The sequence below is a fragment of the Klebsiella sp. 64 genome, from assembly GCF_018223915.1.
Classification (GTDB): domain Bacteria; phylum Pseudomonadota; class Gammaproteobacteria; order Enterobacterales; family Enterobacteriaceae; genus Klebsiella; species Klebsiella pneumoniae.
Genome location: NZ_JAGRQZ010000005.1, coordinates 194590 through 218550 on the forward strand (window position 1 = coordinate 194590; position 23961 = coordinate 218550).

Below are 23961 nucleotides of genomic sequence, written 5' to 3' on the forward strand. Positions count from 1 at the left end.
TTGCTGGTCAATCATATTAAAACATCGTTCCATTATTTTTTTGACCTGACGCGCGTAATGTGACGAAAAGCGCATTTCCAGGATAAACGCCGCTTTTTGACTATATTCAGGACTGACGTGATGCAAAAGGAGCGGAGTAGGGATGAGCAGAACCCGTAAAACGTTGGTTATCATCACAGGAACGATACTATTGCTGATCGTTCTTTTCTTTATCGTGCTGGCCACCTTTGACTGGAACCGGCTGAAGCCGACGATCAATCAGAAAGTGTCCGCCGAACTTAACCGCCCGTTCGCCATCCGCGGCGATCTCGGCGTGGTCTGGGAACGGCAGCCGGACGAGCGCGGCTGGCGCAGCTGGATCCCGTGGCCCCACGTACACGCGGAGGATATCGTGCTGGGCAACCCGCCGGCCATTCCCCAGGTGACCATGATCCATCTGCCGCGGGTGGAGGCGACCCTTGCCCCGCTGGCGCTGCTGAGCAAAACGGTGTACCTGCCGTGGATCAAGCTGGAGCAGCCCGACGTACGGTTGATCCGCCTTGCGGAAGACAACAATAACTGGACCTTTCAGCTGGCGGGCGATAAGCGTACTTCGGGCGACAGCGCGCCCTCCAGCTGGTCCTTTCGCCTCGATAATATTCTCTTTGATCGCGGGACTATCGCCATTGACGACAAGATCACCCGCAGCGATATCACCATCCTCGTCGATCCCCTAGGCAAACCGCTGCCGTTCAGCGAAGTGACCGGCACAAAAGATAGCCATAGCGCGGCGAAACCAGGCGACTATGTCTTTGGTCTGTCGCTGAAGGGCCGCTACAAGGGCCAGCCGGTCACCGGCAACGGGAAAATCGGCGGCATGCTGGCCCTGCGCAGCGCAAGCGCCCCCTTCCCATTGCAGGGCGACTTCCACTCCGGTAACACCCGGGTAGCGTTCAGCGGCACGGTCAGCGACCCGCTCAACGTCGGCGGCATTGACCTGCGGCTAAAATTCGCCGGCGACTCGCTGCGCGATCTCTATGACCTGACCGGCGTGCTGCTGCCGGAGACGCCGTCATTCTCCACCGACGGCCGCCTGCGCGCCGACTTTACGCAAAAAAACCGCATGCGCTTTAACTATCAGAATTTTAACGGCCGAATCGGCGATAGCGACATTCATGGCTCCCTGACCTACACCACCGGCAAGCCGCGGCCGAAACTCAGCGGCGATATGGAGTCGAAGCAGCTGCGTCTGGCGGACCTCGGGCCATTAATCGGCGTCGATTCCGGCAAAGGGACGAAGAAAAGCGCTTCGCGCCAGGCGGGGGACCGGCCGCAGCCGGCGGGTAAAGTGCTGCCGGCGGACCGCTTTGAAACCGACAAGTGGCAGGTGATGGATGCCGATGTGCGCTTTAAGGGCCGGAGAATTGAGCACGGCGGCACCCTGCCGATCAGCGATCTGTCGACCCATGTGATTCTGGAGGATGGTGACCTGCGCCTGCAGCCGGTGCGCTTTGGCCTGGCCAACGGGTCGATTGCCGGCAGCGTACACCTGCAGGGCGATAAAAAGCCGCTGCAGGGTGAGGCCAATCTGCAGGCGCGACGCCTGAAGCTGAAGGCGCTGATGCCAAACGTCGAGATGATGCAGAAAACCCTCGGCGAGATGAATGGCGACGTCCAGCTGCGCGGCAGCGGCAACTCGGTGGCGGCCCTGCTCGGCAACAGCAACGGTAACCTGAAGCTGCTGATGAACGACGGACTGATCAGTCGCAACCTGATGGAAATCCTCGGTCTTAACGTCGGTAACTACCTGATCGGCCAGATTTTTGGCGATGAGGAGGTTCGGGTAAACTGCGCCGCGGCCAATATCGACGTAACCAATGGCGTCGCCCGGCCGCAGATTTTTGCCTTCGATACAGAAAACGCGCTGATCAATGTGACCGGGACCGCCAGCTTCGCCTCCGAGCAGCTGGACCTGACCATCGATCCGGAAAGCAAAGGCTTTCGGGTAATCACCCTGCGTTCCCCGCTGTATGTCCGGGGCACCTTTAAATCGCCGCAGGCGGGGGTGAAGGCCGGGCCGCTGATTGTCCGCGGCGCGGTAGCGGCGGCGCTGGCAACCCTGGTGACGCCGGCCGCCGCGCTGCTGGCGCTGATCTCCCCGGCGGAGGGCGATAGCAACCAGTGTCGGACCATTTTGTCGCAGATGAAAAAGTAGAGGAGAGCCCTGACGCCGGGGGCGTCAGGGCGAAGGATCACAACGACTGGTGGCGGGTCTCGTGGGTCAGCAGCAGGGCGATCAGCGTCAGCGCCGCCATCGCCGCCAGATAGGTGCCGACCGCCGCGAGACCGTAGTTACCCTGCAGCCAGGCGGCAATGTACGGCGCGACCGAAGCGCCGAGGATCGACGACACGTTATAGGAGAACGACGCGCCGGTGTAGCGCACTTCCGTCGGGAACAGCTCCGGGAGCAGCGCGCCCATCGGGCCAAAGGTCAATCCCATCAGGCTTAAGCCCAGCAGCAGGAAGGCGAAGACCAGCAGCGGATTGCCGGAGCCCAGCAGCGGTTTAAAGGCGAACAGGGCGAACAAAATAATCATCGTGGTGATGATAATCATGCTCTTGCGACGACCAAAAGCGTCCGCCAGCAGGCCGGCGACAGGCACCATTACGCCAAAGCCAATCACCGCCATCATCAGCATCCACAGCACTTCGTTACGCGGCAGACCCAGGCCATTCGGCGCCGCGCCGGTGCTGAAGGTCATCGAGTAGACGGTCATGATGTAGAACAGGGTATAGGTGGCCAGCATGATGAAGGTGCCCAGCACCGTCACCCGGACGTGTTTGGTCAACAGGGTACCCAGCGGGATTTTGACCTGTTTTTTCGCCGCCGCTACTTTGGCGAAGACCGGGGTCTCATGCAGCGAGACGCGAACATACAGACCGATGATCACCAGCACCGCGGAGAAGATAAACGGCACGCGCCAGCCCCACTCCATAAACTGCTGGTCGGTCAGCAGCCAGGAGAGCAGCAGGAAGGTGCCGTTGGCGAAGAAGAAGCCGATCGGCGCGCCCAGCTGTGGGAAGGAGCCGTACAGGGCGCGCTTGCGCGCCGGGGCGTTTTCCGTAGCCAGCAGCGCTGCGCCGCCCCATTCCCCGCCGAGGCCAAGGCCCTGACCGAAACGCGCCAGCGCCAGCAGCATCGGCGCGACAATGCCAATGCTTTCATAGCCGGGCAGCAGGCCGATCACCACGGTGGAGATCCCCATGGTTAACAGCGAGGCCACGAGGGTGACCTTCCGGCCGACGCGATCGCCGAAGTGGCCAAACAGCGCGGAGCCGATCGGCCGGGCGACGAAGGCGATGGCGAAGGTGGCCAGCGACTGCAGGGTGGCCGCAGCGGCATCGCCCTGCGGGAAAAAGATATGCGGGAAGACGATGACCGCGGCGGTGGCATAGATGTAGAAGTCGAAAAACTCAATGGCGGTGCCAATGAGCGAGGCGACAACAACCTTGTTGCGTGAGTTGACCGGGGCGGTTTCCTGCGTGTTTTCGAGAGTGGTGGCTGTGGCTTGCATAGATCTTTCTTATTTTTGCGCGAACGAAAAGCCATATAGCCACAGCCACAGGGACATTTCAATCTGTAACAAACGCGGGAAATGGGCAAAAAAGAGGCAAAAAGCGGATAATTTTTACACCAGTAAAAATAGTTCTATGAAATGCTTCACACAATTAAAAAGATAGAGAATAAAACCAGTTTTGAGTTAAATAAAAGTTACATGCTGGATTTATCTGCTGAAATCAAGCGCGAGGATGAATTTTGCCTCTTTTATTCATCCTCGCAATACCTCAGCGGTGGGTTTTGCCCGGCATCCGCCGGTCGTCTTTATACTCCGCGGTGGCGATCCACGCGGCGCAGAATAGCGTCAGGCGGGCGAAGAAATAGAAAAAGGCCATCAGCCCCAGCACCGATCCGAACGCCGCCCCGGAGGGGGATTTCACCAGCGCCGGCAGCGTCCAGGTCATGACGATTTTTATGATTTCAAAGCCAATCGCCGCGATAAACGTGCCGCGAAACAGGGCCTTGCGCCGCGGACGATGGCGCGGCAGGCGCCAGAAAATCCAGAAAAAGAGCAGATAGTTGGCAAAAATCGAGATGGCGAGGCCGATTAGCCGCCAGGCGGGTTTCAGCCATTCAATGTTGTCGAGATACAGCGCGGAGATAATCATCTGCTGGGCGGAGCCGGCGACGGAGGTGATGGACAGCGTAATAATCAGCGCCACCAGCAGACCGATCAGCGAGATAAGATCGCGGAAGTACTTTACCCAGATTTTCTCCTCGTCCTGCGGCCGGCGCTCCCAGACGTCGCGCGATTGAGCGCGGATCGCTTCGCGCAGGTTGCCCATCCAGTTAATACCGGAATAGAGGGCGACCAGCAGGCCGACCAGACCGACGGCGGTGCGCTGTTGCACCGCGGTGTTGATGGTGTTTTTCAACGTTGCCGCCAGCGTTGGGTCGCTGACGTTTTGCAGAATTTTGTCGAAAATGTCCTGCAGCAGGGTTGGGTGCCAGGCCAGCACGAAGCCGGCGGCGGCAAAGGAGACCATCAGGATCGGGATCATCGACAGGAACGAGAAATAGGTGATAGCCGCCCCAAACTGATTGCCGAGCCGGTCATTGAAGCGCTCTGCGGCGCGCAACAGATGGGCGATCACCGGGTTGCGCTGCACTTTGGCCGCCGTTCCGGTGACGGTCTTCAGCGCCTGGCTGGCTTTTTGCCCGACGGCGGTGTCATTAAGGGCCTCGAGCGTGCTTTTGCTTTTCTCCGGCTGCGTATCCGGTTCCTGTGGCGGGCGTCGATCGTCGTTTTCCGGCGTCATACGTAATTTCTTCCTTTTTTACAGCGAGATTCAGCAAAAAGTATACCTTAAATGCCGTATCCTGCAGGAATGCCTCTCTCCACCGCCCGTTTTCCAGCCGCGCCGCTCAATCGACATACGCTTTCATCAGTCCGCCCAGCCACTCCATAAACAGATTTACCCGGCGGGAGAGATTGCGCCGGTGCGGATAGATCAGCGAGACCGGTAGCGGCTCGGCGCGGTACTGGGGCAGGATCTCAATCAGGTCGCCGGCGCGTAACGCCTCGCGCACGCCGGTGCGTGGCACCTGAATAATCCCCAGCCCGGCGATACAGGCTGCCTGATAGGTTTCCGTACTGTTGACCGTCAATATGCCGCCGGTTTTTACCCAGCGCACCGCGCCGTCGATCATTACCTCAAAGCCGGGGGGACGGACCCCGAGGGTGCTGGCGTAGTGGATCAGGGCATGATCCGCCAGATCCTCCAGGGATTGCGGATAGCCAAAACGCGCCAGATAGTCCGGGCTGGCGCAGTTAATTTGCGTCAGCTTGCCCAGCGGGCGGGCAATCAGCCCTGAGTCTTTGAGCGCGCCGACGCGCACCACGCAGTCAAACCCCTCGCGGATCACGTCCACCAGCCGATCGCTGCTGCTCAGCTCCAGTTCGATGCCCGGATACTGCTGTAAAAAAGTCGGCAGATGCGGGATCACCATTTTTTTAGCAAAACCGACCGGCATATCCACCCGCAGCCGGCCGCTGATGCTCGCCGGATCGTGCTGGAACATGCCGTCCAGTTCGTCGAGGTTGCTCAGCAGATCTTTCGCCCGCTCGTAGTAGACCATCCCATCCTGGGTGAGCTGGACCCGGCGGGTGGTGCGGTGCAGGAGCCGCACGCCAAGATGGCTTTCCAGGGCCTGAATCTGTCGCGAGACGCTACCCTTAGGTAGCGCCAGGGTCTCGGCGGCGCGGGAGAAGCTCTCCAGATCCGCTACGCGAATGAATAACTGCATTGCATGAATTTTATCCATACCGATCGCCTATTGTTGTTGTTACTGAAACAGTAAAACGCAATATAGCGTATTTATTGTTGCATGAGCAGTTAATAAGCTACAACACAATCACAACGCAACCTGAAAGGGGTCTTCTGATGACACAACGTATCGCTTTAGTGACCGGCGGCAGCCGCGGTCTGGGTAAAAACGCCGCGTTGAAGCTGGCGGCAAAGGGAACCGATATTCTTTTGACCTATCACAGCAACCGCCAGGCGGCCCTCGACGTGGTGGCGGAAATAGAGCAAAAAGGGGTCAAAGCGGCAGCATTAGCGCTGAACGTCGGCGATTCCACAACATTTGACGCATTCGCCAGCGAGGTGGCGCAGGTGCTGGCGCAGAAGTGGGGACGCACAACCTTTGATTATTTACTGAACAATGCCGGGATCGGACTCAACGCGCCCTTCGCCGAGACCAGCGAAGCGCAGTTTGACGAGCTGATGAATATCCAGTTCAAAGGGCCGTTTTTCCTGACCCAGCGTCTGCTGCCTCTCCTGCAGGATGGGGGGCGTATCCTCAATGTCTCCAGCGGCCTGGCGCGCTTTGCCCTGCCGGGCTATGCGGCCTACGCCGCGATGAAGGGGGCGATGGAGGTTCTGACCCGCTATCAGGCGAAAGAGCTGGGCGGACGGGGGATATCGGTGAACATCATCGCGCCGGGTGCCATTGAGACCGACTTTGGCGGAGGGGAGGTGCGCGATAACGCCGAGGTGAATCGGCATATCGCCGCCCAGACTGCGCTGGGGCGCGTTGGGCTGCCGGATGATATCGGCGACGCCATCGCCGCCCTGCTCAGCGATGAGCTGGCGTGGATGAACGCGCAGCGTGTGGAAGTCTCGGGCGGGATGTTCCTCTGATCCTGACTGCCCCCAGCCTGTGACCGGCGGTGCGCTACGGCGCATCGCCCTCCCCACGCAGCCGACCGAACAGCCAGTCGTTGTGCCAGCGTCCGTTGAGCCAGTAGTTTTCCCGCAGCTCCCCCTCCAGCCGGAAGCCGGCTTTGAGCAGTAACTGCTTAGACGCCTCGTTGCCGGCGGTGACGCTGGCGGTCAGGCGGCGCACGCCGCCGGTGGTAAAGGCGTAGTCGCACAGCGCGCGCAGCGATTCGTAGCCGTAGCCCCGACCCTGCGCCGCCGGGGCGAAGAGAAAGCCAACCTCGGCAATGTCGCGCTGATGATGCTGGTAGCCGGTCAGGCCGAGCGGGGTATGGGTCAGCCTGTCGCGCACCACCAGGCACAGCCAGTGTTCATCCCCGGGCGTCCACGGCGGCAGCCGCGAATCGAACGCCTCGCGGATGGCCGCCTGCGGTCGGGGATCGGCGACGTAGAGCATGACCTGCGGATCCTGCTGCAGGGAAAGAAAAAACGACCAGTCGTCCAGCTGCAGCGGTGAGCAGCGCAGGCGCGGCGTCAGAAGTTCAGGCATAAGCGTCGTTCCGGGCAGGGCGAATCCTCTGAACATAGCAGGAGAAAGCCGCCGGGAACAGCCCGACTAGGTTGGCTCACCGTACAGGCCAATCAGTCGGCGCACCACGCCGTTGGTCCAGCCAAAGCCATCCTGCAGGGGATACTCCCCGCCGCCGCCCTCATGGGGGACGCCGGTGGCAATATGGTATTTTTCAATCAGCTTGTGATGCTGCTTGTAAAAGTGGTTGACCGTCTGCAGCCAGCTCCAGGCAATCTCATCTCCCAGCGGATCCTGGCCGTAACGTTTAAATCCCTGGATCGCCATCCACTGCAGCGGCGCCCAGCCGTTGGGTTTATCCCACTGCTCACCGCTTTCGTATTCAGTGGCCATGATCCCCCCGGGGGTGAGCAGGCGGGCCCGCACCGCATCGGCAAGGCGTTCTGCCTGTTCGTGGGTCGCCAGGCCGACGTAAAGGGTGACGATACTGGCTGCGGAAAACAGCGCCAGCTGTTCACGGCGCCAGTCATAATCGCGGAAACAGCCGTTCTCATCATCCCACAGATAGCGGTTGACCGCCGCCCGCCGATCCTGGGCCTTCTGGCGGAAGGCCGTCTCCGTCTCGCGATCGCCCTTCAGGCCGGAGAGGTTGGCAATGGTCGTCTCCAGCTTGAACAGGAAGGCGTTCAGGTCGATGGGGATAAACTGCGTCGTGCGGATGCTGGCCAGCCGCGTGATATCCCGCAGCCAGCGGCTGGAGTAGTCCCAGCCGGACGCGGCGCCCGCCCGCAGGTCGCGGTATACTTCATTGGCGGGCCGCCCGGAGTGTCGGGCGGTCTCCACGTCTTCGCGCCACGACTCATCCCGCGGCGTGTCACGGTCGTCCCAGTAGCGATTGAGCAGGGAGCCATCCGGCATACGCACCACGTGGCGATACGCCTGGTGCGGGATCAACGACTCGGCGCCGTCCATCCAGAAGGCGTGCTCCATCTTCAGATGGTCCAGATAGCGCTTCGCGCCGCGCACGCCATCCTCTTCAAAGAGTTCGACCATCAGGGCGAACACCGGCGGCTGCGAGCGGCTGAGGTAGTAGGTGCGGTTGCCGTTCGGAATGTGGCCGTAGGTTTCAATCAGCCAGGCAAAGTTATCGGCCATGCATTTCAGCAAATCTTCCCGGCCGCTCTCCGCCAGCCCCAGCATGGTGAAATAAGAGTCCCAGTAATAGGTTTCGCTAAAGCGACCGCCGGGCACGATGTAGGCCTGCGGCAGCGCCAGTAGCGATGACCACGGGATATGATCCTGAGGCTCGCGGGTCAGCACCGGCCACAGCTTGTCGATGTGTTCTTTCAGGGTCAGGCTGGGGTCGGAGATATAGATGTCGCTCTGGCTCTCCGGCAGCCAGAAGTTGTCCTCAACGAACTGCCGCAGATCGAAGTCGGGCTGGCGTTTGACCTTGCGGTAGTTCCGCAGGATGTCCAGCGGATCGTGTTTCGGCGCGCAGTCGGGGAAGGTTTTGCTGTCCGCGAAAATGCGTGATTTCTGCACGTTGGTAAACAGCTCAAGATAGCGATCCGCCGGGGTGAGGGCATCGGACGCCGGAAGCCCCTCGATCACCTCAGGCTCCGGTTCAGCGTCTATCATCTCATCCAGCTTTAATTCGTACGGATCGGCTTCGTAGCAGGGATCGCTGTCGATCCTTAACTCGTCGTCTTCAACGTGGCGTAATTTCTGGCTGAACATAGCGATACGGACCTCCGGATAGCGTGAGTTCGGGGCCGGGCATACCCGGCCTTGTCTATTAAGCGTAGACAGTCGCTTCGGTGAGTGTGAAGAAAACTGTGCGTGAGATCACGCTTTTCCGCCGAGAAGAAAAGCTGCCATTTCAAAGTACGCTGTTGATAAGTAATTAAAAATTGTAGATCCTGGCGCAGATGAAATTCGGAGCATTCATTATGCAACAAAATTTTATCCCGGGGCGCTCACTCCCACGCCGCCTCCAGCATCTCCAGCAGCTGTTCGCCGCTCAGGCTGACCGGGTTGGCCTTCATCGATGAGGAGGTGCTGGCGGCCAGCGCCGCCGGTTCCAGCGCATCGCGCGCTACGCCGAGGTCGCGCAGGGTGCCAAGGCCAGCGCGATGGCTCCATTCCCGCAGACTGTCCCAGACCTGATCCACAGGGACGTCCAGCCCGTCGGCCAGCCAGCGGCGGACATCGTTAACGCGCTGGCGCAGGCCAGGGTCGTTGATCTGCGACTCATTGAGCGCCAGGCCAAACGGCAACAAACTGCCGCATAGGGCGCCGTGCGAGGCGCGGCTCAGGCCGCCCAGCGGGCCGGCGAGGCCGTGGATCACCCCCAGCCCGGCGTTCGCCAGCGCCAGTCCGCCGCACAGGCTGACCCAGGCCATCTCGTCGCGGCTGGCCGGACACTCTTGTTCCATCAGGATTTTTAGCGCGCGAATTCCCCGCGGGATCGCCTGCTGGCAGAGAGCATCGGTGAAGGGAGTGGCCCGGCTGCAGAGCCAGGGCTCGATCACCTGGGTCATGGCGTCGAGGCCGGAGCTCAGGGTGATGTTCCGCGGCGCGTTGTCGGTTAGCGCCGGGTCGACAATCGCCAGGTCAGGCAGCATTCGGTCGTCGCGCAGGCTCACTTTCCGCTGCTGTTCCGGAACGTTGATCACCGCATTTTTGGTGACCTCCGCGCCCGTGCCAGCGGTGGTGGGGATCGCCACGAACGGCAGGGGACTGGCTTCCAGCTGACGGCCCGTTCCCACCACCTCCAGATAGTCGATCACCGGGCCGGCGGCGGGGACCAGCGCCGCAATCGCCTTACCGGCGTCAATCACCGCGCCGCCGCCGAGGCTGACCACCGCTCTGATCCCTTTCTCGCGCGCCAGCTGGACGCCCTGCTCGATATCGCTAAGCCAGGGTTCGCGACTTATCGCCAGCGTCGTGACCGCAAGCTGCAGCGCCTCCAGCTGCTGGCGGAGAAACGCCGCCCGCTGCGGGCTGGCGCCATGCACCAGCAGAATTGGGCCGCCCTGTTGCGCCAGCCAGGGGGCGGCGCTCTCGGCCTGACCACGGCCAAAACGAATATTTGCAGGCATCAAAACGGTAAAAGGGGTCAACATGTCGGGTTCCTTTTCGGCAAACAGGCTGGAATCAACTATACACATTATCCAGCGCTCTGCCTTGTTGCTGGCTGGCAATAGAGTAGAGTGAATGAACTGTCTTTTATGGCTGAGGAATCGCTGACGATGCTAACAATTCTGGGTAAACGCTCTTCAATCAATGTACGGAAAGTGTTGTGGACCTGCGAGGAAGCCGGGCTGGCGTACCAGCAGGAAGATTACGGCAGCGGATTTAAGCCCCTGGATACGCCTGAGTTTCAGCGTCTGAATCCTAACAGCCTGGTGCCGGTGTTACTGGACGATGACTTCGTGCTCTGGGAGTCGAACAGTATCTGCCGCTATCTGGCGCGCAAAGCGGAGCGCTGGGATCTGCTGCCCGCCGAACTGCAGCCCGCCGCCGAGGTGGAGCACTGGATGGACTGGCAGGCGACCGAGTTTAACACTGCCTGGCGCCATGCTTTTATGGGGCTGGTGCGTAAAGATCCGCGCTTTCAGGATCCGGTGGCGATTAAAGAGAGTATTGCCGCCTGGACCCACTGCGTGCGCATTGTTGAAGCGCAGCTGCAGCGTACCGGGGCGTGGGTAGCCGGCGAGCGCTTCACCCTGGCCGATATCGTGCTGGGGCTGTCGGTGCATCGCTGGAAAATGACCCCTTTCGCCCATCCGGAGATGCCAGCCGTGGAGCGCTGGTATATGGCGCTCAATCAGCGCCCGGCGTTTATGCGCCATGGCAATAACGGCGTGGCCTGAGCATAAAAAAAGAAGCCCCTGGGGGCTTCTTTTTATCATCCGGCGATCGCGTCTTAGCGCATGGTGACGAACTCTTCTGCCGCCGTCGGGTGAATGGCGACGGTGTTGTCGAAGTCTTTTTTGGTGGCGCCCATCTTCAGGGCCACCGCAAAGCCCTGCAGCATCTCATCCATCCCGAAGCCGATGCCGTGGATGCCGACAATCTTCTCTTCCGGGCCGACGCACACCAGCTTCATGCGGCACGGCTGACGGTGAGAGGTCACGGCGGTATACATCGCGGTGAAGGAAGATTTGTAGACCTTCACGGCGTCGTCGCCGTACTGCTCGCGCGCCTGCGGCTCGGTCAAGCCGACGGTGCCGATTGGCGGATGGCTGAAGACCACGGTCGGGATGTTGCTGTAGTCCAGATGCTCTTCCGGTTTGTTGTTAAACAGGCGTTCGGAGAGACGTCGGCCTGCGGCCACGGCGACCGGCGTCAGCTCAACGGCGCCGGTATTATCGCCCACCGCGTAGATGCCCGGCACGTTGGTGTTCTGGAATTTATCAACGATGATGTACCCTTTATCGTTGGTTTTAACGCCCGTTGCCGCCAGATTGAAGTTGTCGGTCGCCGGTTCGCGGCCAATCGCCCAGATCAGGCAGTCAACGGTCTGGCTGCGGCCATCTTCCAGCTCCAGCGTCAGGCTGCCGTCGGCATTCTTCACCACCGCTTTCGGGATCGCATTGGTATGCAGCTGCGGGCCTTCGGCGTTCATCACTTCCACCAGGGTCTCAACGATCAGCGGATCGAAGCTGCGCAGCGGCGCGTGTTTACGCACGAACAGGTGGGTTTCGGCGCCGAGGCCGTTAATCACCCCCGCCAGCTCAACGGCGATATAGCCTGCGCCGACCACCGCCACGCGCTTCGGCAGCGCCGGCAGTTCGAAGAAACCGTCGGAATCAATACCGTATTCGACGCCCGGAATATCCGGGTGGCTCGGCCGGCCGCCGGTGGCGATCAGGATATGGTCAGCGGTGATGATCTCGCCGTTGACTTCCACTGTGTGGGCATCGACAAAGCGCGCGAAGCCTTTGATCACGTCGACTTTATTCTTACCCAGTACGTTGTCGTAAGAGGTATGAATACGGTCGATATAGGCGCTACGGCTGGCGACCAGCTTCTCCCAGTCAAAATGGTTGATGGTGGTATCGAAACCGTAGTCCGGGCCGTAAAGATGAATCGCTTCGCGGATCTGCGCCGCATGCCACATCACCTTTTTCGGCACGCAGCCGACGTTGACGCAGGTGCCGCCCAGCTCTTTGGCTTCAATCAGCGCGCACTTCTGGCCGTACATGGCCGCGCGGTTAATTGAGGCGATACCGCCGCTACCGCCGCCGATGGCGAGGTAATCATAATGTTTGCTCATGCCCATATGTCCTTAATCGTTGATTGCCGCGATTGTAGCGCGAGGCTTAAAAGGTTCCACCGATGGTTGCGATTACTCCGGTACGATCCAGCTGACGGTGGCGTGGCCGGTGCCGGTCGGAACCAGTTTGCTGTGCAGCCACGGCAGCACGTTATTCATCTGCTGCTCCAGCTTCCACGGCGGGTTGATGACGATCATCCCGGAGGCGGTCATGCCGCGCTGGTCGCTGTCCGGACGCACCGCCAGCTCAATCTGCAGGATTTTGCGAATGCCGGTGGCTTCTAACTCTTTGATCATGCGTTTGATTTGCGCGCGCAGCACCACCGGGTACCACAGGGCGTAGGTGCCGGTGGCGAAGCGTTTGTAGCCTTCGTTAATCCCGGTGACCACCGCCTGATAGTCGGTTTTAATTTCGTACGGCGGGTCGATCAGAATCAAACCGCGGCGCGATACCGGCGGCAGCTTGGCTTTCAGCTGCTGGTAGCCATCGGCTTTATCGACGCGCGCGCGGCTGTCTTTCTGGAATTCAGCGCGCAGCAGCGGGAAGTCGCTCGGGTGCAGCTCGGTCATCTGCAGGCTGTCCTGCTCGCGCAGCAGCTGGCGGGCAATCAGCGGCGAGCCCGGGTAGTAGCGCAGCTGGCCGTTACGGTTGAAGTGTTCTACGACCGAAATATACGGCTCCAGCTCTGCCGGCAGGTCGTCCTGCTGCCAGATGCGGGCGATGCCTTCAAGATACTCGCCGGTACGTTCGGCGTGCTCGCCGCTCAGCTGATAGCGGCCCGCGCCGGCGTGAGTGTCCAGGTAGAGAAACGGTTTTTCTTTCTCTTTCAGTGATTCAATGATCAGGCTCTGAACGGTGTGTTTGAGGACGTCGGCGTGGTTGCCTGCGTGAAAGCTGTGGCGATAACTGAGCATGGATGCAGAGATTCCGGGAAGTAAACAAGTTAACCGATAGTCTACCGCAGATCGGCCGAGATTACCGCTGCGCCGCCACGCTGTTTCATTTCTGCCAAAAGCGTTGCAAAACATAACGCTGTCATAAAAACGTCAAACGGCCGCGCTAGCGTCGGGTACAGGCAAGGTAATTATTTGAATAAAAGGAAAAATAATGAAAAGGCAACTCTCGCTGCTGGCCGTCGCGCTGCTGCTGGCGCAACCGGTTCTGGCTAAAGACATCCCGCTGAACAGGGCGGCGGCCCTCGCCAATAGCGTGACGCCGGCTGCCTCCAGCCAGGCGTATGACGATCTTGAGCAACAGGCGCTGGCGCAGCTACGCCACGCTCTGCAGGGGAATGCCGCCACGCTGACCCGCGATCGGCTGGCGCACACCAAACAAAACCAAACTCAGGCCGATACCGCCTGGCTGAAGGCCAGCGGCTATGACTTCCAGACCCGGGCCAACCAGCAGGCGGGCATTGCGCTGCTGTCGGCGTTCAGCACCCTGCCGGAGACCGTCGTGAAGCAGAATCTGGCGACGGTGACCGCCATCAATCGCGACGCCGTGCAGACCACGCGCCGTCAGGCGCTGGCCGATGCGGAAGGCATTAGCTACCTCTACTTCCTCAGCGATGCGCTGGGGCCACGCCTTGGCAAAGCGTTTCTGACCGCCTATGACCAGGGCGCGCTGGGGAAAGCGGCAGCGTTGATCAAAGCCTCGGAGGTCAGCACCGGCGAGGCGAAAAAGCACTTCAATAATCCGCGGCCGTTTCTGGTGCAGGGCAACACCATTCACCTGGTGCCTGACGATGTGGTGGTGAAAGATAACCAGCCCTACACCGCCGACGGCGGCTCGTTCCCCAGCGGCCACACCAACACCGGCTATACCGATGCGTTGCTGCTGGCGGCGATGATCCCGGAGCGCTACGACGCGCTGGTGGCGCGCGGCGCCCGCTATGGCTACTCGCGCATCGTGCTGGGCGTCCACTACCCGCTGGACGTGATCGGCTCGCGAATGGTGGCCGAGCGCAACGTGGCCCACTATCTTAACGATCCGCACTACCGGGTATTATTTAACGAAGCCCGCGATCAGCTGCGCGCCGCGCTGGCGAAGGCCTGCGGCACATCGCTTGCCGAGTGCGCGAAGAGCAGCGTGAAAGACGATCCCTGGCGCGATCCGGCGATGCGTGATTTCTCTCGCTTCACCATGACCTACGATCTGCCGCAGCAGAAGGGTCCGCAGCCGCGTTTACAGGTGCCGGAGGGGGCGGAAGTGCTGCTGGAAGATGCCCTGCCGCATCTGTCAGCGGCCCAGCGTCGGGCGCTGATGGTCAACACCGCGCTGCCGGCGGGTTACCCGCTATCCGGCACCACCCCCGAACAGCAATTCTGGCAGCGGCTGAATCTGTCGGCGGCCTGGGAGATGGCGCAAAAAAGGCAGTAATGTGGTTTCCGGCACGCTGCACTGCGTGTCGCGCTTTTCCGGCAACGGGCGGACTTATCGCAGCAATACCCAGGCTGACGCACCGCCCGTCATTGAAATTCCCCCAACTATCCCCCATTCTAGATCTCATGCATAAGCGCCGGACGCGCGCTTCATTCACCCTTTTCAACAGGACAGCGCATATGACCAATCCATTATTGACGCCTTTCTCCCTGCCGCCTTTTTCTGCGATCAAACCAGAGCACGTGGTCCCTGCGGTCACCAAAGCGCTGGAGGATTGCCGGGCCGCGGTGGAAAGCGCGGTGGCGCACGGCGCGCCGTATAGCTGGGAAAATCTTTGCCAGCCGCTGGCGGAAGTGGACGATGTGCTGGGACGCATCTTCTCGCCTGTCAGCCATCTGAATTCGGTTAAAAACAGCCCTGAACTGCGTGAGGCCTACGAACAGACGCTGCCGCTGCTCTCCGAGTACAGCACCTGGGTCGGCCAGCATGAAGGCCTGTATAAAGCCTATCGCGACCTGCGCGATGGCGATAACTACGCCACGCTGAATACCGCGCAGAAAAAAGCGGTTGATAACGCGCTGCGCGATTTTGAATTATCCGGGATTGGCCTGCCGCCGGAGGCGCAGAAACGCTACGGTGAAATCGCCGCGCGCCTCTCTGAGCTGGGCAACCAGTACAGCAACAACGTCCTCGACGCCACCATGGGCTGGAACAAGCTGGTGACCGATGTCGCCGATCTGGCCGGCATGCCGGAAAGCGCGCTGGCCGCCGCTCAGGCTCAGGCGCAGGCCAAAGAGCAGGAAGGGTATCTGCTGACCCTGGATATTCCGAGCTATCTGCCGGTGATGACCTACTGCGATAACCAGGCGCTGCGCGAAGAGATGTATCGCGCCTATTCCACCCGCGCCTCCGATCAGGGCCCGAACGCCGGGAAATGGGATAACAGCCCGGTGATGGCGGAGATCCTCGCCCTGCGTCACGAGCTGGCGCAGCTGTTGGGCTTTGACAGCTATGCGTTTAAATCCCTCGCCACCAAAATGGCGAAGGATCCGCAGCAGGTGCTCGATTTCCTCACCGACCTGGCAAAACGCGCCCGTCCGCAGGGCGAAAAAGAGCTGGCCCAGCTGCGCGCCTTCGCCAAAGCCGAGTTTAGCGTCGATGAGCTGCAGCCGTGGGACATTGCCTACTACAGCGAAAAACAGAAGCAGCACCTCTACAGCATCAGTGATGAGCAGCTGCGCCCCTATTTCCCGGAAAACAAAGCCGTTAGCGGCCTGTTTGAAGTGGTTAAGCGCATTTACGGTATTACCGCTAAAGAGCGTACCGATGTCGATGTGTGGCATCCGGAAGTGCGCTTCTTCGAGCTGTATGACGAACACAACGAGCTGCGCGGCAGCTTCTATCTCGACCTGTATGCCCGCGAGCATAAGCGCGGGGGGGCGTGGATGGACGACTGCGTCGGCCAGATGCGTAAACTGGATGGTTCCCTGCAGAAGCCGGTCGCCTACCTGACCTGTAACTTCAACCGCCCGGTCAACGGCAAGCCGGCGCTGTTCACCCATGACGAAGTGATCACCCTGTTCCACGAGTTCGGCCACGGTCTGCACCATATGCTGACCCGCATCGACACCGCCGGGGTTTCCGGCATCAGCGGGGTGCCGTGGGATGCGGTCGAGCTGCCGAGCCAGTTTATGGAGAACTGGTGCTGGGAGCCGGAAGCGCTGGCGTTTATCTCCGGCCATTATGAAACCGGAGAACCGCTGCCGCAGGAGCTGCTGGAGAAAATGCTGGCGGCGAAAAACTACCAGGCGGCGATGTTTATTCTGCGCCAGCTGGAGTTCGGCCTGTTCGATTTCCGCCTGCATGCGGAGTACAAACCGGAGCAGGGGGCGAAAATCCTTGAGACCCTGGCCGAGATTAAAAAGCAGGTCGCCGTGGTGCCGGGGCCGACCTGGGGCCGCTTCCCGCACGCCTTCAGCCACATCTTCGCTGGCGGCTATGCGGCAGGTTACTACAGCTACCTGTGGGCCGACGTGCTGGCGGCAGACGCCTTCTCACGCTTCGAAGAAGAGGGGATTTTCAACCGTGAAACCGGTCAGTCGTTCCTCGACAATATCCTGAGCCGCGGCGGTTCCGAAGAGCCGATGGAGCTGTTCAAACGCTTCCGCGGGCGCGAGCCGCAGCTGGACGCGATGCTGGAGCATTACGGGATCAAAGGCTGATTGCTACGTGAAGATCTGCTTAATTGATGAAACAGGCGCCGGTGACGGCGCCTTATCTGTTTTAGCCGCCCGCTGGGGGCTGGAGCAGGATGACGATAACCCGATGGCGCTGGCGCTGACGACGGAGCATCTGGAGCTACGCAAGCGCGATGAGCCCAAGCTTGGCGGCATCTTCGTCGATTTCGTCGGCGGGGCGATGGCCCACCGGCGCAAGTTTGGCGGCGGCCGCGGCGAAGCGGTGGCTAAAGCGGTGGGTATTAAAGGCGATTACCTGCCGGATGTCGTCGATGCGACGGCCGGGCTGGGACGCGATGCCTTTGTGCTGGCGTCGGTCGGCTGTCGCGTGCGGATGCTGGAGCGTAATCCGGTGGTCGCCGCGCTGCTCGATGATGGCCTGGCGCGCGGTTATGCTGACGCGGAAATCGGCGGCTGGCTGCAGGAGCGGCTGCAGCTGATCCACGCCTCCAGCCTGACGGCGTTAACCGATATCACCCCGCGCCCGCAGGTGGTCTACCTCGATCCGATGTTCCCGCATAAGCAGAAAAGCGCGCTGGTGAAGAAAGAGATGCGCGTCTTTCAGTCGCTGGTGGGGCCGGATTTAGACGCCGATGGTCTGTTGGCGCCAGCGCGTCAGTTGGCGACCAAACGAGTGGTAGTCAAGCGCCCGGATTATGCGCCGCCGCTGGCGGATGTCGCCACGCCGAACGCGGTGGTGACCAAAGGACATCGGTTTGATATTTACGCCGGTACGCCGGCGTAATTTTTCGCCGTTGTGATATCACCCGGATAGCGGGCAAAGCGCCTTATCCGGGCTACCAAATTGTAGCGCGAGCCGGGAACCGCAATATTTAAACAAACGGCGCCAGCGGATCGGCCATCTCAAACGGTTATTCGGCGCTGGCCGGGGTATTAATCATCCGGTTCAGCCACGGCACCATCAGCGCCATAACCACCGTGACGCCCAGCGTCACCAGGCCAATTTTACTGAACACATTGGTGTAGACCGGCAGGGTCTGCAGCGGGTCGGTGATGTTTTCCGGCACCGCGGTAAAGGTCGCCACATAGCCGCCCAGCAGGAAAGCGGCGGCCTGGGTCAGAAACCACATCCCCAGAATAAAGCCCATCAGATGCTGCGGCACCAGCGCGGCAACCATCGCCAGCCCCAGAGCGCTGATTAACAGTTCGCCCAGACTCTGGAACAGATAGACCAGCACAATAAACCACGGCGAGGTTAACCCCTGGGCGTCGGCGAACCACATCCCGGCCGCCGCGGCGGTCAGGAAGCCCAGCGCGCAGAGGAACATCCCGAGGGTAAATTTCACCGGCATGGTCAGGTCTTTACCCTTATGACCGAGATGGGTGTAGATCGCCGCCAGCACCGGGCTGGCGACCACTACCCAGAAGGGATTCAGCGCCTGGAAGCTGACCGGGTTGATGGTAAAGCCAAGGATCTCATGATGGACGTTGTTGATGGCGAAGAAGTTCAGCGAGGTCGGCATCTGGGCATACAGAATGTAAAACAGCACCGCCTCGATCATCAGAATAAAGGCGACGAACATTTTGTTGCGTCCAGTTTTATCGAGGCGAAACGCCTCACGGAAAAAGAACGCAATAACCACGACCGACAGAACAATCAGCACCAGGTTGGCGATCATCACGTTATGCATCAGCCAGGCGCAGAGAAAAATCATTACCACCGTACCGGCCAGCACCAGCGCCAGATTGCGTAGGCTGAGGGGGCGATGATCCGGCTCGGAGCCAATATCTTTCACCATCCCGCGGCAGGCGAAGTAGACCAGCAGCGCGATAATCAGCCCCGCGCCGCACAGGTTATAGGTTACCGCGTAGCCAAATTTTTCGGCGATCACCGGCGCCAGCGACAGCGACAGCAGCGAACCGATGTTTATCGACATATAGAACAGGGTAAATGCTCCGTCGAGACGGGCATCCTTCGGCGGATAGCATTTGGAGAGCAGGCTCGCCGGGTTGGCTTTAAACAAACCGTTGCCGACGGCGATGGTGCCGAGAGCGATAAAGATCAGCTGCGGTTTCAGCAGCGACATCCCGGTCATAAAGTAGCCGATAGCCAGCACAATGGCGCCGAGCACCAGCGTGCGTTTGGTCCCCAGCAAATGGTCGCCCACGTAGCCGCCGATGGAGATCAGCCCGTAAACCAGCGCCGCGAAGGCGCCGAAGGTGATAAAGGCCTGTTCCTGAGAGAAGCCCAGCTGTTTAACAAAGAAGACCGCCAGGATCCCCTGAACGCCGTAATAGCCAAAACGTTCCCAGAGCTCCACAAAGAAGATCATAAAGAACGGACGAGGTTGCTGCAGCAAGCCCGTAGGTGCAGTTGTATTCATATTCCTTCGCCTTGTATTACTTTCCCAAAAAGTATGAACGCGTATGCCAGAACGCGCCGAAAATGTCTGATAACTCGCCATGCTGCGGTTATTGGCTTATGGAATAGATTATTATATAGATATTTCGCCGAATAACTGGTTGATCACACTAATTGAATGGCGATTTTATGGATTGAAGTTCTGCCGCATGGCGAGGGAAAGCGAAAATAAAAAACGCCCGCATCGGCGGGCGTATTGCGCGGATAAAACGAGACGGTTATTCGTCTTCTTCGTCGCGCAGCGGGACGATCAGCATGTCGACATGAACGGTGTTAATCAGCTGGCGGGCAGAGGACATCAGCTTGCTCCAGAAGTCCTGATGATGGCCGCAGACCACCAGGTCCATATCGTATTTTTTAATCGCATCGACCAGCACCTGGCCAAGGTCGCCGCTGCCGCTCAGGGTCTCGGTGATGGGATAGCCTGCGTTGGTCGAGAGCTCGGTCAGCGCGTGATGGGTCTCTTCGGAGATGCGTTTTTGCATGTCGCCGAGGTTAACGTCAATCAGCCCGGTGTAGAGGTCGGAGTAATTCACATCCACATGGATCAGGGAGACTTTCGCGTTATACGGGCGGGCCATAGAAACGGCTTTTTCAACCAGTACTTTACTCTCCGGGGACAGGTCTACTGCAATCAGAATATGTTTGTAAGCCATAGTGTTACTCCTTCCATAAGTTTGTCGATGACCATTGGACCTGACAGCTGGCGCTGCCGTTTCGCCCGCGTCCTGCGTGCTACATTCGCGGGAGGGTAGCCTTTAAGGACTTCATTGTAGAAGATATTTCCTACCTTATAGCGCCCCCCGCACTCCGTCAATGCACTGGGTTCACCTAAAAGTTAAACAAATTTATCCGTCTTACGTATTGATAACGAATAACCTTGTGGTAAAAAAATTAATGGATCTCCTACACTATTTAATGAGCCGGTCGGAAAAATAAATGTGATCGGAATCGCACTCTTTACGGTATCGTCGTGGGTTATTTGGGGAGCGGTAGCCGCGGAGGTTTTCTCCGTAGGCGGGTCGCCGGGGAGGAGGTATGATCAGCACTATTGCGCTGTTTTGGGCCCTGTGTGTCGTTTGTGTGGTGAATATGGCACGCTACTTCTCATCGTTGCGTGCATTATTGGTGGTGCTACGTGGTTGCGATCCCTTGCTCTATCAGTATGTTGATGGCGGCGGCTTTTTTACCTCGCACGGGCAGCCCAGCAAACAGATGCGGCTGGTGTGGTATATCTATGCCCAGCGCTACCGTGACCATCACGATGATGAATTTATTCGTCGCTGCGAACGTGTTCGTCGCCAGTTTATCCTGACCAGCGCCCTGTGCGGCCTGGTGGTGGTGAGCCTGATTGCGCTGATGATCTGGCACTAACGTTTCAGAATAAAAAAACGGGCCAGCAAGCTGGCCCGTTTTGAACGAATAACGCTTAAATCAGTTTCAGGGAGAGCCAGTAAAGGACGCCTGAAAGGATAATCGCTGCCGGCAGGGTCAGCACCCAGGCCATCAGAATGCTGGTCACCGTCTTTTTCTGCAGACCACCGCCATCCACCAGCATCGTCCCCGCTACCGAGGAGGAGAGTACGTGGGTGGTGGAAACCGGCATCCCGGTGTAGCTCGCCAGACCGATAGAAACCGCTGCGGTCATCTGAGCCGACATCCCCTGAGCGTAGGTCATGCCTTTCTTACCAATCTTCTCACCGATGGTGGTCGCCACGCGGCGCCAGCCGATCATGGTGCCGATACCCAGCGCCAGCGCGACAGCCATGATAATCCAGATTGGCGCGTACTCGATGGTGCTCAGCATATCGGTTTTCAGTTTCTTCAGCAGACGCTGGTCGTCAGCGCTCACATCCGGCAGCTTCGCCACCTTGTCGGTGGTGTCGGAGATGCAGAGCATGATGCGACGCAGCTGGCCGCGCTGTTCCGGTTTTAGCGACTCGTAGTTCTCAACGCCGGTCAGCATGGTTTTGACGCGGTCAAGGGCGTTGATGGTGTTCGCCGGATGGCAGTGGAACTCGCCATTGGCCGCGGTATTGGTATCCGGAGAAGGCACCAGCTGATCGACGCCGGTGGCTTTTTTCAGCAGTTCAGGACGCTGCTGGAAGAAGGTTTCCACGTTGTTGACCGCATCGCGGGTACGGGTGATTTCGTAACCAGAGGCATTCATATTCACCACGAAACCCGCCGGCGCGACGCCGATCAGCACCAGCATCACCAGGCCAATGCCTTTCTGCCCATCGTTAGCACCGTGAGAGAACGACACGCCAATAGCAGACAGGATCAGCGCGATACGGGTCCAGAACGGCGGCTTTTTCTTACCGTCTTTCTTTTCACGCTCTGCGGGCGTCAGGTGGATACGCGCGCGTTTTTTGGTTCCGCTCCAGTAGCGACGCAGCAGGAAAATCAGGCCGCCCGCGATCACCAGACCGACGATCGGCGAGATGATAAGCGAAGCAAAAATACCGATGACTTTCGGGATATTCAGCGCATCAACCACGGAAGTACCGGTCATCAGCGCATTGGTTAAACCAATGCCGATGATGGCGCCAATCAGGGTATGAGAACTGGAAGCTGGAAGACCGAAGTACCAGGTGCCGAGGTTCCAGATGATCGCCGCCAGCAGCATAGAGAACACCATGGCGAGGCCATGTGCGGAACCCATGTTAAGCAGCAGATCGGTCGGCAGCATATGCACGATGGCATAGGCTACGCTGAGACCGCCCAGCAGAACGCCGAAGAAGTTGAAGAGCGCCGCCATCGCCACAGCGAGCTGTGAGCGCATTGCGCGAGTGTAGATAACCGTAGCCACCGCGTTTGCGGTATCATGGAAACCGTTAATCGCTTCGTAAAACAGTACAAAAGCTAAAGCAAGCAATAATAATAGTCCGGTATGTAAATCCAGACCGGCAAATAAATGTAGCATAGGACGTTACGCCATTTTGAGGACATGAACGCGGCGCATTATCAGTGACTTTAGCGGCGCGGGCAAAGTGAAATATAGACTTTTTTTGATTTTCTTCCTGTTTAGGTTTTACCCTGTTGGGAGTAATCCTATATCTTTCAATGATGTATCTAATGCGGGATTTTTCCCGCTGGTGTGACCAGAGTGAAATATTTACAAAACCCGACAATTGGGGAACGAGGAACGCGGTGTGGAAAGGTTTGATGCCATTGTCGTTGGCGCCGGAGCGGCGGGAATGTTTTGCGCAGCGCAGGCGGGCCAGCTTGGCTGCCGCGTCCTGCTGCTGGATAACGGCAAAAAGCCGGGGAGAAAAATTCTGATGTCCGGCGGCGGCCGCTGCAACTTTACCAACATGTATGTTGAACCGGCGGCCTATTTGAGCCAAAACCCGCATTTTTGCAAATCTGCCCTGGCGCGCTACACCCAGTGGGACTTTATTGAGCTGGTCGGTAAATACGGCATCGCCTGGCATGAGAAGACCCTCGGCCAGCTGTTTTGCGATGATTCGGCGGAGCAGATCGTCAATCTGCTGCTCGCGGAATGTGAAAAGGGCGGCGTGCAGATCCGTCTGCGCAGCGAAATCCTCAGCGTGGAGCGCGATGAACAAGGCTACCGGCTACAGGTGAACGGCGAAACGCTGGTGACCAAAAAGCTGGTGATCGCCTCCGGCGGTCTGTCGATGCCGGGGCTCGGCGCCTCGCCGTTTGGCTATAAAGTCGCCGAGCAGTTCGGCCTGAAGGTGCTGCCGACCCGCGCGGGGCTGGTGCCGTTTACCCTCCACAAGCCATTGCTTGAGCAGCTGCAGGTCCTCTCCGGCGTGTCGGTGCCGTCGACCATTACCGCCGAGAACGGCACTCTGTTTCGCGAAAATCTGCTGTTCACCCACCGCGGCCTTTCCGGACCGGCGGTGCTGCAAATTTCCAGCTACTGGCAGCCCGGCGAGTTCGTCACCGTTAATCTGCTACCGGACTGCGATCTTGATGACTTCCTTAACGAGCAGCGCAGCGCGCATCCCAACCAGAGCCTGAAGAACACCCTGGCGATGCAGCTGCCGAAGCGGCTGGTGGAGTGTCTGCAGCAGCTGGGGCAGATACCTGATGTGACGCTCAAGCAACTGAACGTTCGCGATCAGCAGACGCTGGTGGAGACGTTAACCGCCTGGCGCGTGCAGCCGAACGGCACCGAAGGCTACCGGACGGCGGAGGTGACCCTCGGCGGCGTGGACACCAACGAACTCTCGTCGCGTACTATGGAGGCGCGTAAGGCGCCGGGTCTCTACTTTATCGGCGAAGTGATGGACGTTACCGGCTGGCTCGGGGGGTATAACTTCCAGTGGGCGTGGTCAAGCGCCTGGGCCTGCGCGCAGGCGCTGGTGGAAGGGTAATCTACGCGTCCGGGCGCCCTGGTGCCCGGACGTATAT

General features: G+C 59.4%; 19 protein-coding genes. 8 read left to right on the top strand and 11 right to left on the bottom strand.

Annotated elements, in window-relative coordinates; all coding sequences use genetic code 11:
- The first annotated feature begins 142 nt into the window (after positions 1 to 142).
- Positions 143 to 2194 carry an AsmA family protein gene (locus KHQ23_RS06505; RefSeq protein ID WP_004173949.1) on the top strand — a complete coding sequence of 684 codons (2052 nt, stop codon included), beginning with the start codon at positions 143 to 145 and terminating at the stop codon, positions 2192 to 2194.
- A 37-nt stretch (positions 2195 to 2231) separates the two neighbouring features.
- Here KHQ23_RS06505 and KHQ23_RS06510 read toward each other — a convergent pair whose 3' ends face one another.
- The 3 genes from KHQ23_RS06510 to KHQ23_RS06520 all read right to left on the bottom strand — a co-directional run bounded on the left by KHQ23_RS06510 (position 2232) and on the right by KHQ23_RS06520 (position 5863).
- Positions 2232 to 3554 (bottom strand): MFS transporter, encoded by a 1323-nt coding sequence (locus KHQ23_RS06510; RefSeq protein WP_004150118.1) that lies wholly within the window; start codon positions 3552 to 3554, stop codon positions 2232 to 2234.
- A gap of 271 nt (positions 3555 to 3825) precedes the next feature.
- On the bottom strand, positions 3826 to 4857 hold the full coding sequence (yhjD, locus tag KHQ23_RS06515; RefSeq protein ID WP_004173950.1) for an inner membrane protein YhjD: 1032 nt from the start codon (positions 4855 to 4857) through the stop codon (positions 3826 to 3828).
- 106 nt (positions 4858 to 4963) lie between these two features.
- A complete protein-coding gene (locus KHQ23_RS06520) occupies positions 4964 to 5863 on the bottom strand; it encodes a LysR family transcriptional regulator (protein WP_004145179.1) in 900 nt (299 codons plus the stop codon).
- A 119-nt stretch (positions 5864 to 5982) separates the two neighbouring features.
- Between KHQ23_RS06520 and KHQ23_RS06525 the strand changes: the two genes are divergently transcribed.
- Positions 5983 to 6741 (top strand): SDR family NAD(P)-dependent oxidoreductase, encoded by a 759-nt coding sequence (locus tag KHQ23_RS06525; protein WP_002921336.1) that lies wholly within the window; start codon positions 5983 to 5985, stop codon positions 6739 to 6741.
- Between the two features lie 34 nt (positions 6742 to 6775).
- Here KHQ23_RS06525 and KHQ23_RS06530 read toward each other — a convergent pair whose 3' ends face one another.
- From KHQ23_RS06530 to KHQ23_RS06540, 3 genes are all read right to left on the bottom strand, one after another.
- The gene (locus tag KHQ23_RS06530) at positions 6776 to 7309 is read right to left on the bottom strand and encodes a GNAT family N-acetyltransferase (RefSeq protein WP_002921333.1); all 534 of its coding nucleotides are present in this window, start codon (positions 7307 to 7309) and stop codon (positions 6776 to 6778) included.
- Positions 7310 to 7375: 66 nt separating this feature from the next.
- Positions 7376 to 9028 carry an alpha,alpha-trehalase gene (locus KHQ23_RS06535; RefSeq protein ID WP_004173951.1) on the bottom strand — a complete coding sequence of 551 codons (1653 nt, stop codon included), beginning with the start codon at positions 9026 to 9028 and terminating at the stop codon, positions 7376 to 7378.
- Positions 9029 to 9267: 239 nt separating this feature from the next.
- Positions 9268 to 10416, bottom strand: coding sequence for an iron-containing alcohol dehydrogenase (locus tag KHQ23_RS06540; protein WP_020804114.1), 1149 nt, complete (start codon positions 10414 to 10416; stop codon positions 9268 to 9270).
- Positions 10417 to 10542: 126 nt separating this feature from the next.
- Between KHQ23_RS06540 and KHQ23_RS06545 the strand changes: the two genes are divergently transcribed.
- On the top strand, positions 10543 to 11166 hold the full coding sequence (locus KHQ23_RS06545; RefSeq protein ID WP_032425726.1) for a glutathione S-transferase family protein: 624 nt from the start codon (positions 10543 to 10545) through the stop codon (positions 11164 to 11166).
- Positions 11167 to 11219: 53 nt separating this feature from the next.
- On the opposite strand, the gene gorA is transcribed toward KHQ23_RS06545, so the two are convergent.
- Both gorA and KHQ23_RS06555 read right to left on the bottom strand, forming a co-directional pair.
- Positions 11220 to 12572, bottom strand: coding sequence for a glutathione-disulfide reductase (gene gorA, locus KHQ23_RS06550; protein WP_002921271.1), 1353 nt, complete (start codon positions 12570 to 12572; stop codon positions 11220 to 11222).
- Between the two features lie 72 nt (positions 12573 to 12644).
- Positions 12645 to 13487: a 23S rRNA (adenine(2030)-N(6))-methyltransferase RlmJ gene (locus KHQ23_RS06555; RefSeq protein WP_002921269.1), complete on the bottom strand. Its 843-nt coding sequence runs from the start codon at positions 13485 to 13487 to the stop codon at positions 12645 to 12647.
- A gap of 193 nt (positions 13488 to 13680) precedes the next feature.
- On the opposite strand from KHQ23_RS06555, the gene KHQ23_RS06560 reads away from it, so the two are divergent.
- From KHQ23_RS06560 to rsmJ, 3 genes are all read left to right on the top strand, one after another.
- Positions 13681 to 14952: a phosphatase PAP2 family protein gene (locus tag KHQ23_RS06560; RefSeq protein ID WP_004173954.1), complete on the top strand. Its 1272-nt coding sequence runs from the start codon at positions 13681 to 13683 to the stop codon at positions 14950 to 14952.
- Between the two features lie 182 nt (positions 14953 to 15134).
- A complete protein-coding gene (gene prlC, locus KHQ23_RS06565; RefSeq protein ID WP_073553664.1) occupies positions 15135 to 17177 on the top strand; it encodes an oligopeptidase A in 2043 nt (680 codons plus the stop codon).
- A gap of 7 nt (positions 17178 to 17184) precedes the next feature.
- Positions 17185 to 17937 (top strand): 16S rRNA (guanine(1516)-N(2))-methyltransferase RsmJ, encoded by a 753-nt coding sequence (rsmJ, locus tag KHQ23_RS06570; RefSeq protein WP_004173956.1) that lies wholly within the window; start codon positions 17185 to 17187, stop codon positions 17935 to 17937.
- Between the two features lie 127 nt (positions 17938 to 18064).
- On the opposite strand, the gene dtpB is transcribed toward rsmJ, so the two are convergent.
- Together dtpB and uspA are read right to left on the bottom strand one after the other, a co-directional pair.
- The gene (dtpB, locus tag KHQ23_RS06575; protein WP_002921264.1) at positions 18065 to 19537 is read right to left on the bottom strand and encodes a dipeptide/tripeptide permease DtpB; all 1473 of its coding nucleotides are present in this window, start codon (positions 19535 to 19537) and stop codon (positions 18065 to 18067) included.
- Between the two features lie 256 nt (positions 19538 to 19793).
- Positions 19794 to 20231 (bottom strand): universal stress protein UspA, encoded by a 438-nt coding sequence (gene uspA, locus KHQ23_RS06580; RefSeq protein WP_004145166.1) that lies wholly within the window; start codon positions 20229 to 20231, stop codon positions 19794 to 19796.
- 382 nt (positions 20232 to 20613) lie between these two features.
- Here uspA and uspB point away from each other — a divergent pair, with 382 nt between their 5' ends.
- Complete coding sequence (gene uspB / locus KHQ23_RS06585) at positions 20614 to 20949, top strand: universal stress protein UspB (RefSeq protein ID WP_002921203.1); 336 nt, start codon at positions 20614 to 20616, stop codon at positions 20947 to 20949.
- A 55-nt stretch (positions 20950 to 21004) separates the two neighbouring features.
- Here uspB and pitA read toward each other — a convergent pair whose 3' ends face one another.
- The gene (gene pitA / locus KHQ23_RS06590; protein WP_002921200.1) at positions 21005 to 22501 is read right to left on the bottom strand and encodes an inorganic phosphate transporter PitA; all 1497 of its coding nucleotides are present in this window, start codon (positions 22499 to 22501) and stop codon (positions 21005 to 21007) included.
- Between the two features lie 229 nt (positions 22502 to 22730).
- Between pitA and KHQ23_RS06595 the strand changes: the two genes are divergently transcribed.
- Positions 22731 to 23924 (top strand): NAD(P)/FAD-dependent oxidoreductase, encoded by a 1194-nt coding sequence (locus tag KHQ23_RS06595; RefSeq protein WP_004150109.1) that lies wholly within the window; start codon positions 22731 to 22733, stop codon positions 23922 to 23924.
- The last annotated feature ends 37 nt before the right edge of the window (positions 23925 to 23961 follow it).

What these genes read in the sequence shown, in the direction of transcription:
- pitA (WP_002921200.1), bottom strand. Translation starts at nt 22,501, where the DNA reads ATGCTACATTTATTTGCCGGTCTGGATTTACATACCGGACTATTATTA.
- KHQ23_RS06525 (WP_002921336.1), top strand. Translation starts at nt 5,983, where the DNA reads ATGACACAACGTATCGCTTTAGTGACCGGCGGCAGCCGCGGTCTGGGT.
- KHQ23_RS06555 (WP_002921269.1), bottom strand. Translation starts at nt 13,487, where the DNA reads ATGCTCAGTTATCGCCACAGCTTTCACGCAGGCAACCACGCCGACGTC.
- uspB (WP_002921203.1), top strand. Translation starts at nt 20,614, where the DNA reads ATGATCAGCACTATTGCGCTGTTTTGGGCCCTGTGTGTCGTTTGTGTG.
- KHQ23_RS06510 (WP_004150118.1), bottom strand. Translation starts at nt 3,554, where the DNA reads ATGCAAGCCACAGCCACCACTCTCGAAAACACGCAGGAAACCGCCCCG.
- prlC (WP_073553664.1), top strand. Translation starts at nt 15,135, where the DNA reads ATGACCAATCCATTATTGACGCCTTTCTCCCTGCCGCCTTTTTCTGCG.
- KHQ23_RS06530 (WP_002921333.1), bottom strand. Translation starts at nt 7,309, where the DNA reads ATGCCTGAACTTCTGACGCCGCGCCTGCGCTGCTCACCGCTGCAGCTG.
- KHQ23_RS06545 (WP_032425726.1), top strand. Translation starts at nt 10,543, where the DNA reads ATGCTAACAATTCTGGGTAAACGCTCTTCAATCAATGTACGGAAAGTG.
- uspA (WP_004145166.1), bottom strand. Translation starts at nt 20,231, where the DNA reads ATGGCTTACAAACATATTCTGATTGCAGTAGACCTGTCCCCGGAGAGT.
- KHQ23_RS06535 (WP_004173951.1), bottom strand. Translation starts at nt 9,028, where the DNA reads ATGTTCAGCCAGAAATTACGCCACGTTGAAGACGACGAGTTAAGGATC.
- KHQ23_RS06540 (WP_020804114.1), bottom strand. Translation starts at nt 10,416, where the DNA reads ATGTTGACCCCTTTTACCGTTTTGATGCCTGCAAATATTCGTTTTGGC.
- dtpB (WP_002921264.1), bottom strand. Translation starts at nt 19,537, where the DNA reads ATGAATACAACTGCACCTACGGGCTTGCTGCAGCAACCTCGTCCGTTC.
- KHQ23_RS06560 (WP_004173954.1), top strand. Translation starts at nt 13,681, where the DNA reads ATGAAAAGGCAACTCTCGCTGCTGGCCGTCGCGCTGCTGCTGGCGCAA.
- yhjD (WP_004173950.1), bottom strand. Translation starts at nt 4,857, where the DNA reads ATGACGCCGGAAAACGACGATCGACGCCCGCCACAGGAACCGGATACG.
- KHQ23_RS06520 (WP_004145179.1), bottom strand. Translation starts at nt 5,863, where the DNA reads ATGGATAAAATTCATGCAATGCAGTTATTCATTCGCGTAGCGGATCTG.
- KHQ23_RS06505 (WP_004173949.1), top strand. Translation starts at nt 143, where the DNA reads ATGAGCAGAACCCGTAAAACGTTGGTTATCATCACAGGAACGATACTA.
- gorA (WP_002921271.1), bottom strand. Translation starts at nt 12,572, where the DNA reads ATGAGCAAACATTATGATTACCTCGCCATCGGCGGCGGTAGCGGCGGT.